Source organism: Granulicatella elegans, assembly GCF_020735385.1.
GTDB lineage: Bacteria > Bacillota > Bacilli > Lactobacillales > Aerococcaceae > Granulicatella > Granulicatella elegans_B.
Map to the genome: position 1 here is coordinate 221,526 of NZ_CP085953.1, position 13,415 is coordinate 234,940.

At 33.2% G+C, this 13,415-nt stretch carries 10 protein-coding genes; 3 read left to right on the forward strand and 7 right to left on the reverse strand.

The genetic code is table 11. The features are described from left to right. Nucleotides 1–8: 8 nt before the first annotated feature. From LK443_RS01095 to LK443_RS01120, 6 genes are all read right to left on the reverse strand, one after another. Nucleotides 9–1,859: a BglG family transcription antiterminator gene (locus LK443_RS01095; RefSeq protein WP_227931802.1), complete on the reverse strand. Its 1,851-nt coding sequence runs from the start codon at nucleotides 1,857–1,859 to the stop codon at nucleotides 9–11. A 209-nt stretch (nucleotides 1,860–2,068) separates the two neighbouring features. Beyond that, nucleotides 2,069–3,196 (reverse strand): 23S rRNA (adenine(2503)-C(2))-methyltransferase RlmN, encoded by a 1,128-nt coding sequence (gene rlmN, locus LK443_RS01100; protein ID WP_227931803.1) that lies wholly within the window; start codon nucleotides 3,194–3,196, stop codon nucleotides 2,069–2,071. A 15-nt stretch (nucleotides 3,197–3,211) separates the two neighbouring features. After that, complete coding sequence (locus LK443_RS01105) at nucleotides 3,212–4,180, reverse strand: asparaginase (protein ID WP_227931804.1); 969 nt, start codon at nucleotides 4,178–4,180, stop codon at nucleotides 3,212–3,214. A 125-nt stretch (nucleotides 4,181–4,305) separates the two neighbouring features. Continuing rightward, a complete protein-coding gene (locus LK443_RS01110; RefSeq protein WP_227931805.1) occupies nucleotides 4,306–5,466 on the reverse strand; it encodes a hydroxymethylglutaryl-CoA synthase in 1,161 nt (386 codons plus the stop codon). A 358-nt stretch (nucleotides 5,467–5,824) separates the two neighbouring features. Further along, nucleotides 5,825–7,237: a basic amino acid/polyamine antiporter gene (locus LK443_RS01115; protein ID WP_227931806.1), complete on the reverse strand. Its 1,413-nt coding sequence runs from the start codon at nucleotides 7,235–7,237 to the stop codon at nucleotides 5,825–5,827. Nucleotides 7,238–7,323: 86 nt separating this feature from the next. Next, the gene (locus tag LK443_RS01120; protein ID WP_227931807.1) at nucleotides 7,324–8,091 is read right to left on the reverse strand and encodes a dimethylarginine dimethylaminohydrolase family protein; all 768 of its coding nucleotides are present in this window, start codon (nucleotides 8,089–8,091) and stop codon (nucleotides 7,324–7,326) included. Between the two features lie 130 nt (nucleotides 8,092–8,221). Here LK443_RS01120 and LK443_RS01125 point away from each other — a divergent pair, with 130 nt between their 5' ends. After that, complete coding sequence (locus LK443_RS01125) at nucleotides 8,222–8,857, forward strand: GntR family transcriptional regulator (protein ID WP_227931808.1); 636 nt, start codon at nucleotides 8,222–8,224, stop codon at nucleotides 8,855–8,857. 323 nt (nucleotides 8,858–9,180) lie between these two features. After that, nucleotides 9,181–10,374: an acetyl-CoA C-acetyltransferase gene (locus tag LK443_RS01130; RefSeq protein ID WP_227931809.1), complete on the forward strand. Its 1,194-nt coding sequence runs from the start codon at nucleotides 9,181–9,183 to the stop codon at nucleotides 10,372–10,374. A 68-nt stretch (nucleotides 10,375–10,442) separates the two neighbouring features. Here LK443_RS01130 and LK443_RS01135 read toward each other — a convergent pair whose 3' ends face one another. After that, the gene (locus tag LK443_RS01135; RefSeq protein ID WP_227931810.1) at nucleotides 10,443–11,732 is read right to left on the reverse strand and encodes an Mbeg1-like protein; all 1,290 of its coding nucleotides are present in this window, start codon (nucleotides 11,730–11,732) and stop codon (nucleotides 10,443–10,445) included. 166 nt (nucleotides 11,733–11,898) lie between these two features. On the opposite strand from LK443_RS01135, the gene LK443_RS01140 reads away from it, so the two are divergent. Then, entirely contained in the window at nucleotides 11,899–13,386 is a 1,488-nt protein-coding gene (locus LK443_RS01140; protein WP_227932427.1) for a DUF1846 domain-containing protein, read from the forward strand. Nucleotides 13,387–13,415: the final 29 nt, after the last annotated feature.

Below are 13,415 nucleotides of genomic sequence, written 5' to 3' on the forward strand. Positions count from 1 at the left end.
TCACTCCTTTAAAGATATATTTTTATTAATTTTATAAACTCTTGAAAATTTTGACATTTTGACAACTCACTCACCAATGATCTATGTTGCATTAGCCCATACAATTTTTTTGATAAATATTGATGCAACTCTACTTGCCCTGATTTTAAAGCTAACATGAACACTACTTTAATTTTCTTTTGCTTATAAAATATAGGTTTTGGCAACAATGTTACACTGATAATATTTTCTGAACTATTCATATTCATTGGGTGAGGGATAGCAATTCCATTTTCATAGACTGTGGATACATAATTTTCTCTTTCTAAAATAGAATTTTCATACCCTCGAATATTCATGCTACTTTCTATTTTTCCAGCCACATGATGCAATAATTTTTCATAATCTTCAAAATTATTAATTGAAAAATACTCTGAAGATATCATATCTATAAACTTTTCGTTACTATCTACTAACGTTCCTAGTTCCGTTAATAATTCAAGATTATTTTGAATGCTAAAATAATCTAATTCTCCTAATATTTCTCCAATTTGGATGACTGGACAATTAATATTTAAATCTAATGGTGTAATAGAAAACAATAATGTTGGATTAAACTCCGTGATTTCTTCTTTTTGGTAAATTGTGAAACTTTTTATTTCAGAATTTGGAAAAATTCTAGTGAATTTTAAAGACATTAATTGTGCAATTCCTCCTCCTGAACTACAAACCAATCCTATTCTGTAATATTTTCTATTTCTTCTTTCGTTTTGTTTTTCATAAGAAACCGCCATATGAGAAGTTAAGTAGCCTATTTCTTCCTGATTAATAACAACCTGATACTTACTTTCAATTCTTTTAACAACAAAAATCGCAGCATTCATTATTGCCGGAAATTCTCTTTCCATAGTTTTGATAATAAAATTTTCCTGGAAATCATTGACTTGTTTTCTCTCTAACATAAACGCTATATGTAACTGAATCATTCGCATAAAATCAATATCATTCACAAAATTTGTATTAAACTTATCATCCACTTCTTTATACAATATGTATAAAAACGTTTTTAACTCTGTTTGTTGAAATAACCGATTAGATTGATAGTCTAATAACAATTGATACAAAAGATAAGAATATGAATCACAGTGTTTAATCAATTCAAATTTATTTAAAATATTCCTTATAACAATAATTTCTTCCATGTCCAACTTCTCTAGAGATAAACCATTTTCTTGATAATAAATTAATATTATCTCTAACCATCTTTGAATTAACTTAGCTATTTCTCCATCTATTTTCAATTGATATGCTTGACAAATCAGCACAGTACACTGCGTTATTTCTGATTCAATTTTTGGAGTAATAATTCCCTGTATTTTTTCAACAATATAAGATTGCAAACCTTTAGAATATTTTTCCAAAAGCTTAAATTTGTCATATAAATTTCCAGTAATTTTTACCCCATAATGTGATTTTCTTTCTAAGAACAATCCTTCACTTTCTAATCGCTCTGCTATTTTTATAGTATCTTTTTTTACCTGTCCAATACTAATCGAGAAAATTTCTGCTAATTGTTTATTAGTTACAAAATTATTATGTAATAATAGAAAAACAATAATCGAATGTATCCTATTATTTTTACCTTCAAAACGTTCCTTCGACCATTCCTCTAGTGTCATTCTATATTGATCCATATCTTCAATTACTAAGTAATAACCTCTAGTTTTTGAACGATTAATATTAAAAGATAAAGATTCTTGATTGATAGATTTGATATCTTCTCGAATGGTTCTCGTAGAAACTGTTAATTTACTAGCTAATTGCTCTAATGAAACAAAATTTTCTTTTTCTAAAATTTTTACTAATTCTCTTTTCCTCATCGTTCCCTCCTAACTCCAGTTATTCTCATCAGATGGTATCTTTATTATACGACAGCGTTTTCTAATCAAACAGTTAATTTTTTTCTATATGATATGGAAAAAAGTAGACGAATTCATAAAAAATACCCTCATCTCTACTTGAAAGATGAGGGTGAATGAATTTATTTTAGTGATTTATTCGTCAAAACATAAACGAAATCTTATTTGTCTTATTTATCTTCTTCGCTCTTACGTTTTCTGTCACGGTCACGTTTCATTTGGCTTGAACGTAATTGACCACACGCTGCTTCAATATCATGACCAAATTCTTTACGAACCACACAGTTAATATGATTTTTCTTCAATACATCATAGAAAGCCACTACACGATCCTTACTACTACGTTCATATTGATCATGCTCACGAACTTTATTATACGGAATCAAGTTTACATACGATAAACGTTTCTTATCCGCTAATAAATCCGCCAATTGTTGCGCTTGCTCTACAGAATCATTGACATGATCCAACATAATATATTCAAATGTCACACGACGATTTGTTGTACGAATATATTCATTAATGGCTTCCATTACCACTTCAATTGGGTATTTACGGTTAATACGCATAATTTTAGAACGAGTATCATTATCAGGAGCATGTAACGATAACGCTAAGTTTACTTGTAAGCCTTCTTTAGCAAAATCTAAAATTTTCGGAGCAAGTCCACTAGTAGAAACTGTAATATGACGTGCACCAATCGCTAAACCTGTATCTGAATTTACTACTTTTAAGAACTTAATGACATTATCATAGTTATCAAATGGTTCTCCAATTCCCATGACAACAATATGACTCACACGGTCTCCAGGAGCTACTTCATCTAATGTACGTTGCACGTGCATTACTTGCGCTACAATTTCTCCAGCAACTAAGTCACGTTGTTTGGCAATAATACCACTGGCACAGAAAGTACAACCAATATTACACCCTACTTGTGTTGTTACACAAATCGATAAACCATATTCTTGTGGCATCAATACTGTTTCAATCAATAATCCATCTGCTAATTCAAACAAGAACTTACGAGTACCGTCAGCTGATTGTTGCTTAATTTTTTCATTTAATACTGGGAATGTAAAAGTTTCATTTAATTTTGCAATTAAATCTTTTGATAAGTTTGTCATTTCTTCAAAACTCGTCACACGTTTGCGATATAACCAATCCCATAATTGTCCTGCTCTGAATTTTTTCTCTCCATTTTCTTCAAACCATGCGACTAAATCTTCATAGGGATATCCGTAAATAATTGGTTTCCCTTCATATTCACGAACACGTCTTCCGATTTTTGTTACCATTTCTAATCCTTCTTTCTAGCATGCAAATGCTTTTTCAATTTCTTCTAATGATTTCCCTGAACTTAGTAAAACACTTAGTTTCATACGAGCTTTTTGTCCACTCAATCCTGTTGTAAAAATCACACCAGACTGTCTTAATTGCTTTCCTCCACCTAAATAGTCATACACATCATACGTGACACCATTGAAAGCTCTTGAGACTAATACAATTGGAATACCTGCCTCTATACATCTTTGTAAGGCTGGCAATGTTGCTGGCGGTAAATTTCCTGCTCCTAGTGCTTCAATAACGACCCCTTTTGCTTGGTTCTCGTAAATCGCATCGAATAAGAGTCCATCCATTCCCGCATATGCTTTTAATAAATATACTCCCGTTTGAACTTCTTCAATAGGATAGTATTCTTGTTTTAATAAGCGTTGGAAATAAATTACTTCACTTTTGGAGACTAATCCAAGAGGACCAAAAGTTGGTGTTTGGAAAGTTGCGACATTTGTAGTATGAGTTTTTGTCACATAAGTAGCTGTATGAACTTCATCATTCATCACAACTACAACTCCTTTATCCTTCGATTCTGGAGAAGCCGCTACAATTAAGGAACTCCGTAAATTTGCTAAACCATCCGAACCGATTTCATTACTTGATCTCATTGCCCCAGTCACCACAATTGGGATAGATAAATTCGTTGTTAATTCTAGAAAATACGCCGTTTCTTCTAAAGTATCTGTTCCATGAGTGACTACAACTCCTGTATACCCCTCATCAACAGCTGTTAAAATTCTTTGTCTTAATTGCATCATATGAGATTCTTGTATATGAGGAGAAGGTAAATTAAATAAATCTTCTGTATGAATATCTCCGATTAAATGAAACAAATGCGAACTGGATAATAAAGGATTTTCTCCGTTAGGAGATACTTTCCCAGTAGAATGGTCTTCGCTCATTGCGATTGTTCCACCCGTATTAATCATCAAAATTTTTGCCATCCTTTTCCCTCCTTCTCTTTCGTGCAAAATCTCTTATTACATTTTTCATATAAGTTTAGTCTACCATAATCTAGACCGTAAAAAAAGAAAAGACTTGATGGAAGCCAAGTCTTTTCATGTACAATTTATTGTTTTCTATACTGTCTTTGATGTTGGTGAACTCCTGATAAAATAAATGGACTTGCATCTTCCACTTGGAAAGTTTGTTCGCCACTTTCATCCACCATTTGACTAAATAATGTTTCATATTCTGCTACAGTTACTTGCTTACGAGCCTCTAATAATTGTTGATAAGCTTCTACTCGTAATTGTTTTTCAAAGCCTTCTACTAATTCTCCAACAAAGAATTCTCCAACTGCTCCAGATCCATAACTAAAGAATCCAATACGGTCTCCTGCAACTAATACAGGACTTGTTTCAATTAAAGAAATAAAACTTAAAAATAATGATCCGGTATAAATATTTCCAACATGACGATTATAAGCTGTACTTTCTTGATAACGAGTCGTTAATCGTTCTTGTTCTTCTTCTGGTAATGCTTCTAAAAATGGTTTAAATGCTTTCAATCCCATTTTCGTATATGGTAAGTGGAAGCAAATTGCTTCTAAATCTGCCAAGCTAGCTCCGGTTTGTGCTGCATAATCCGTCCAAACTTCTGCAAAAAAACGCATGTATTGTTCATTTGAGAATTTTCCATCTACCATTGGATAGGCTTCATAATTTGGACGCCAAAAATCCATGACATCGTCTGTAAATAAGCTGGTTTCATCTTCTAAACGAAGTAAACGAGGTTCAGCAGAAACAATCATTGCTACTGCCCCTGCTCCTTGTGTTGGTTCCCCACCACTTTTCAAGCCATATTTTGCAATATCACTTGCAATGACTAACACTTTTGATTCTGGATTCAAAGCGATATGACCTTTTGCTAATTGTAATGCTGCTGTTGCTCCATAGCACGCATGTTTTAATTCCACACTACGAACTCGATTCGATAATCCTAATAATTTTTGAATATAGACTGCTGCAGATTTTGATTGATCAATCCCAGTTTCTGTTCCTACAAGAATCATGTCAATAGCTTCTTTATCTACTTCATCTAAAATTCCAATTGCTGCATTTGCGCCCATTGTGACAATATCTTGAGTCACAGGAGCTACTGCCATGGTACTTTGTCCAATTCCTACTGTATATTTTGCTGGCTCTACACCACGCTCTACTGCTAAATCCTCCATAGATAAGGCAAATGGTGGTGTATAAAATCCAATTTTATCAATTCCGATATTCATTTCTAACTCCCTTAATCTAATAAGTATCTATCCTAATAGTCTGCACGTACCATAGTAGCAAAAAATGGAGAAAGCTACAACGATTATCCCTGTTAAAAGCGATAAATTTAACAAATCTTTAACTTTCGTGAGTTGTTAAATTTATAAACACTACTCTATTCTATCTTTAGACTTCATTAGAAAATAATATATCTCACTTAATATTGGAATTTACAGAACCATTGGAGTTTACACACACTAACTACCTCATCAAGAAAAAAACATCCAAAATCCTTAATTCATATAGGTTTCTGGATGTTTTTAATTTTCAGAACGAACAAACTTAACAACGAACTGTTTTTCATGTATATCTTTAAATTCAACCTACTAATAGCGTAGATAAATTACATATACCATATATAAATAATATCCCTACTATAGTTAAAATAACATACTCTGGAGCTGTAAACATTTTCTCTTTGTAATATTTTTTTACATATATATAAATTAATGTTCCTGGACATAAAGCTAAGATAGTCAAAACCACATACACATAGCCTGATGAAATAATTAACCACAGCATATATATCGATGAAATCAAACCTAAAGCGATTGTAGTTATTTGAGCCTTTATTTTCTTTCTCACTATTTCTTTCATCAAGAAAAAAGCAACGCACGCGTATGGTAATAAAATAGTTGCAGAAGATAATCTTGATAAAACACTATAAGCTTCACTAGTAAATAAAAATGAGATTAAAAGTAATTGAACTAAAAAGTTTGTAATAAACGTTGATACAGCAGGCATACCATTTTTATTTTCAATTGTAAAACATTTTGGAAACAATTGCTGCACACCTGCTTGATAAGCAATCTCTTCAGCTAATAATGTATTCGCAATCCAAGCACCAAAAATTGATATAATCACTCCAACATTTACTATTATTGCTCCTGTTTTTCCAATGATACTTTCTAATACATATCCCATAGCAGGATTTGGTAAAGATGCAATATCTGCCCTTGTCAAAATACCAAACGATAAAACTGTTATCATTGCATATATGATTGTAATAGCAATAAATGCTAAAACTGTTGCTCTTCCTACATCGGATCTATTTCTTGCTCGACCAGAGAACACGACAGCACCCTCTATCCCAATAAACACCCACACAGTAACTAACATACTTCCTTTTACTTGTTCAACAACACTACCCAAATCCGCATCTAACACATTATTTCCCCAAAAATCTGCAGCAAACAAATTGATTTTAAACGCAGTAACGATACAAATTAAAAAAATAACTAATGGAATAAGTTTTGCCAACATCACAATTGCGTTAAGTAATGCGGCTTTGTCCAAACCCTTCAATAACATATAATGAATAATCCAAAGTAAAACAGAAGCGCCAATAATGGATGCAATATTTTGTCCATCCCCAAAAACTGGGAAAAAATATCCAAGTGCACTAAATAATAATGTCCCAAACGCTACATTACCAATAATAACGGATATCCAATATCCCCATACTGAATTAAATCCTATATAATCTCCAAACCCTTCCCTAGCATAACTAAAAATTCCTGCATCTAAATCAGGTCTAGCAGTATTTAATTTTAGCATACAAAGCGCTAAACTACCCATCCCTACTCCTGTAACAATCCAACCAATCATCGTTGCGCCAACTGACGCCACACTCGCCATCTCCTTCATGAGATTAAATATCCCTGCTCCAATAATAGCACTCATGATAATCCCAATAAGAGATATTAATGACAACTTACCATCTTGTTTCATTACCTCCACCTCCTGTTATTAAAAAAGGCAACCAACTTTAACAGTTGATTGCCTATCACACATTTTACCAAATTACCATCTAAATGTTAGAATCGCAATGATAAACAACTAAGTCCACCGTCAATTTTTCTAAATTCGGAAGTATCAACTACTAACACTTTATAACCCAAATTTTCAATTGCTTTTTGTACTTTTGGATATCCTTCTGGCACAATCACATAATCATTAACCCAAATACAATTTGCACCATATGCTTCATTCATGTCAATCTCAATCTTATTATATTTTTCAAATTCAGGAGCTGTTTTAAACTCTCCTGCAACTAATAAATTATTGTTTTCAAGATACGCTAGTCCTGTTTTAAGATGAAGCATTTCACTCATATGTACCATTTGTCCACTTAAACCATACTTTTCAAGGATAGAAATCATTTGTTTCGCTCCTTCTTCATTAGTACGAGCGGATAACCCAATATAAAAATGATTACCTACCATCATAATATCTCCAGCTTCTACAGTTCCAGGCTCTTCAATATATTCAATATTGTCATAGAATTTTTTCAATGTTTCTAACATATCCGGTAGTACAGCCTCTTTACGACGGCTTAATGCACCTGGACGAGTAATAATCACACACTTACTTGTACAGAGTGCCACATCTTCTACAAAACATGAATCTGGAAACTCATCTTTAGGTTCCAACACTGTAACATTAACTCCCGTTTTAGTCAAAGCGCTAACATAATTTTCGTGTTGTACTAGTGCTTTTTCATAAATAGGTTTACCTTCACTTGCACTAGTTAAACCATCACAAACCGTTCTAGACGGTACTCTGACAATAACATTTTTAAACATATTACTTCCTTCTTCCTTTATTATATTTTTTCTACACAGATAGTATACAATATACAATTTGTTTTTTCAATCTTTTTTATTGTTTTTTTTATTTTTTTTTGCAATACTTATAGTAGAAAGGAATGAAAATATGGAACCTAAAGAAAAAGTATACAATTTTATTTCAGAACAAGTAACCCTTGGCAATTTAACACCTACTGATAAAATAACTGAACAATTTTTATCCGATAATGTCGGTCTAAGCCGCACACCAATCCGGGAAGCTTTACTACAACTTGCTTCTGAAAATATATTAGAAAGAGAACCTCGAAAAGGATTTAAATTAAAACAATATTCTCAAGAAGAAGTAGAAAATATTTACGAAATTATTGGAACCTTAGATGGAAAAATAGCATACGAAACCTGTGAGAAATTAACTCAAGAAGATTATTCTGTTATGCAATTTTTAATAGATAGTATGTATTCTTCCATCAAAAATGGATTGTATACAAAATACAATGAGTTACAAGAAAGTTTTCATAATGTATATATATCACTAAGCACAAACTCAATGATGGTACAAGAACTTAAAAATAAGAAAAAAATATTCGTTGGAAAAAACTACAAAAGAATAACTCCTGAAACGATACAAAACTTGTTGAAAACGACAAATGATGAACATCAAACAATCCTAAATCTTTTTAAAAATCATCAAAAAAATGAAGTCAGAAAATACTTAGAAGAAATACACTGGAATAAATCCAATGCTCGCTATGACATTTGGTAATCTGAACAGTTTATAGAAAAATTTACGTGAAGTGCAACAAGCAATAATCTATCCCTTCTATCATGTTTTAATTTAGTATTTCTGTGCTATAGAAGGAAATGAATTCTATATCAAGTTGTAGATTCTTTATAATAAATTAGGCTACTTATCGCTACACAAAAAAGATAAATGATAGAATTTACAATCATCAATACTAAACTAAATAGGAATACAAAAGTACGATTCTTTTAACAAATCTTTAACTTTTTATGTAGTATTTTAATAGGTTTCTGTACAACTTTCGATTACAATAGTAAAGGAAATGAAATTTTAAGGAGAATGATATGAATTCAAACGATATTGTTATTATTAGTGCTACTAGAACAGCCATTGGAAAATTTGGAGGACAATTCGCTTCTATTAGTGCTGTTGACCTAGGTACAGCCGTTGTAAAATCTGCGATTGAAAAAGGAAATATAGATCCAACTTTAATCGACACAGTCATTTTTGGACAAGTATTACAAGCAGGTCTTGGTCAAAACCCTGCCCGTCAAGTTGCGCTAAATTCAGGATTACTGCATACGAGTACAGCTTTAACCGTAAACGAAGTTTGTGGTTCTGGATTAAAATCTATTTTATTAGCAGCTCAAGCCATTCGCCTAGGAGATGCAAAAATTGTATTAGCCGGCGGAATGGAAAATATGTCTTTAGCACCACATTTATTACAAAATCGATTTGCTACAAAAAATGGAAATTACACCATGATTGATGCTTTATTCCACGATGGCTTAACCGATGCCTTTTCAAATGAAGCCATGGGAATAACTGCTGAAAATCTAGTTAAAAAATATGGATTGACTCGTCAACAATTAGATGAATTTGCAGCACACTCTCAAGACAAAACATACCAAGCACAACAAAATGGTGCTTTTGATAAAGAAATTACACCAATTGAAATCACGAATAAAAAAACAAAACAAGTTATAAGCATCGATAAGGATGAATTTATTCGCCCAGAAACAACCGTAGAATCTCTCAGTTCTCTAAGACCCGCCTTTAAAACAGAAGGAGTCGTAACAGCTGGAAATTCTTCAGGAATTAACGATGGAGCTGCAGCTTTAATCTTAACAACACGAGAAGTTGCCGATACTTTAAACTTGCCAATCTTAGCTACTTTAACAGGATATGCTGAAGCAGGAGTCGACCCTTCTATGATGGGAATCGGACCAGTCCCTGCCATTGAAAAACTCATTCAAAGAACTCATATCCCATTAGATAAAGTTGATTTATTTGAATTGAACGAAGCTTTTGCTGCTCAAAGTTTGGCAGTCATCAAAGACTTAAACATTAACCCTGAAAAAGTGAATGTTAACGGTGGTGCCATTGCCTTAGGGCATCCAATTGGAGCTTCAGGTGCTCGGATTGTGGTGACTTTAATTCATGCTTTACAACAACGTCAATTACAAACCGGAATTGCCTCTCTATGTGTTGGAGGGGGAATGGGTGTAGCCTTAAGTTTAAAAGTTGAGGTTCTATAATTTATAGCGTTGATGGAGAAAATCCACCAACCCTATTTGACAAAGAGCCAATATAACCAAGCCAAGCATTATTCAGACTGCTTGGCTTGGTTTGTTTCTAAATTCTTTTGTTTTTGTCGGTGTTGATAATAGTGACGAATTTCTTCGTTTTCTTCTGTAGACTGATAAGTCACAGCAATGCGATGTTCTTCCGTCCAACTTTCTACTAATTCTTCTACACTCGGCAATGTTAAAGGTGGAAGTTCTACTGGAATGGACAACGTATCTTTCCATATTTCATAACGAATTTGGAATAATAATCGTCCCACTCTTAATAAGATTTCTCGTTTTTCTGTATCCATTTGATAGGCTTTTTTGAAAAATTCTTGCATATACATCCTAAAATGATGATAAACTTCATTAACCGTCTCTACGCCCATTTCAAAAAATAATTCAAAAAATGTATCAAAAAATAGTTTTAAATCTTCATCCGTAACGGTCTCGGTCCATTGTTTAAACGTTTGATCCGTTAATTGGCTATTTTTCGTCAATTCGGTTCGTTCAACAAAACAATCCTCTTCTATATTCCACATTAAAGCACTATGTTGAACAATGCCACTTCCTTGACTTTCAATAATATGATAAGGAACTTGAGATTCTAACATCAACCCTACTATCGAATCTTGCGGAATATATCTTTTTGCTTTTGATACTACTCTTTGATATCCTTCTGTCATTAAAATCGAACGATGTACCCCTGGAGAATCCCAACAATAAATCTGCTGTATTCGCTGTTGAATGGATTCTTCTTGCATTGCACTTGCATATAAGGACAGATTTCCTCCTTTAGAATGTCCGGATACATTTAAACTTCCTGCGAATAACTCTGCTTGTTTTCTTAAATACTCTATCGCATCTGTTTGTGCAGGAATCAAGTCAGAATAAGTCATCATAAAGTCTTCTTTCCAACCTATTAAACTTTCATCTGTTCCTCTAAAAATAATCCATCGACTTTCTTCTTCCCATTGATAACAAACTGCAGCAAATTGTTTTGTAAGTTCATCATCAATATCGTTCAAAAATCCAAACACTTTAATATCTTTGAAACGTTGACTTTTAGACACAACATCTAGTAATTTCATTCTTTCTTTTGTAATCATAAAGGGATTATTTTCGTGTTCTTTTTCTTTGATTGTTGCAAATTCTTTACCTAATTGGTTAAGTGAAATGGCAGCTTTTACCTCAAAAGATGAAGGTACAATTCCATCAAATGGTAAATAGGCGATTTCTGTTAAAACTAAAATATCAATATCCGTTACTGATTTTTCTTGAAATGTTTGAGCTTCGTATTGCTGTACATAAGTAATTAAATTTCCCATAAAAAGCTCCTTTCGGACTCGGTTTTATTAAGTAAGTTTACCACCTCATCTAAACAAATGCAAAAGTAGACAACTAAAAATATGCAAAAGTGAAAATTTTTCTTTCTTTTTTGATAAGAGAATGCTATACTTTGGACTTGAAAATAATGAAACGGGGGCGTTAAAAATGCAATTAGGATTTGATAGCGAAAAATACCTGGAAGAACAAAGTCAATATATTTTAGAGCGCGTGAATAGTTATGACAAACTCTATTTAGAATTTGGTGGTAAACTCATTGGAGATTTTCACGCAATGAGAGTATTACCTGGATTTGATCCAGATGGAAAAGTCAAACTACTCTATCGTTTGAGAAACCAAGCAGAAATTATCATCTGTGTTTACGCTGGGGATATCGAACAAAATAAAATACGTGGAGACTTAGGCATTACTTATGACCGAGATGTCTTACGAATGATTGATGATTTACACCACTGGGATTTGAAAATTAATAGCGTACTCATTACAAGATACACTGGTCAACCAGCTGCCACACAATTCAAAAATATGTTAGAACGCAGAGGAATGACCGTTTATACTCACGGTCACACAGAAGGCTATCCAATGGATGTGGATACCATTGTCAGTGATGCAGGCTACGGAGCCAATGCATACATTGAAACCACTCGCCCATTAGTCGTTGTAACAGCACCTGGTGCCAATAGCGGAAAACTAGCGACTTGTTTAAGTCAGCTCTATCATGAAACCAAAAGAGGACGTTCCGCAGGTTATGCAAAATTTGAAACATTCCCTGTATGGAATTTACCATTAAACCATCCTGTTAACATTGCCTATGAAGCTGCAACAGCTGATTTAGAAGATGTCAATATGATTGATCCATATCATTTGGAAAAATATGGCATTACAACGGTTAACTATAATCGAGATATTGAAGCATTCCCACTTTTAAGAAGAATTTTAAGAAAAATATACAAAGACCAAGAAATTCCTTATTACTCACCAACCGATATGGGAGTAAACCGCGTTGGATTTGCCATAACAGACGATGCAGTCGTACAAGAAGCTTCTAAACAAGAAATTATTCGCAGATACTACCACTTACAATGTGATTACAAACGTGGCATTGGCACATTAGAAACTGCTCAACGTGGAAAATATATTATGGATGAAATGGGACTAACCCCTCAAGATCGTCCAGTTGTCGAAAAAGCATTGAGTAAAGCCAAAGAATCCAACAGCGAAATCGTTGCTATTGAGTTACCAAATGGTAAAATGATTACTGGAAAACAAAGCGAAACAATGACAGCAGGAGCTGCTTGCTTATTAAATGCGATTAAAGAATTAGCAGGTATTCAAAAAGATTTACACTTATTACCGCCCGTTATTCTTGAATCCATTACAAAATTGAGTCAAGATGTCTTTCGTCAGCAAAGACGATCCCTCGATAGTAAGGAAGTACTCATTGCTTTAAGTATGTCTGCCGTTACAAATCCATCTGCAGAAGCCGCTAAAAATCAATTAGTCTTTTTAAGAAATTTACAAGCACATAGTACCGTTATTTTACAAAAAGCCGATGAAGAAATTTATCGTGATTTAGGCATTACCATTACGAGTGAACCATCCTTTGCAGGAAATAGTTTTTATTATAGTCACTAAACACAAAACAGGATTGACGGACTCTCCCA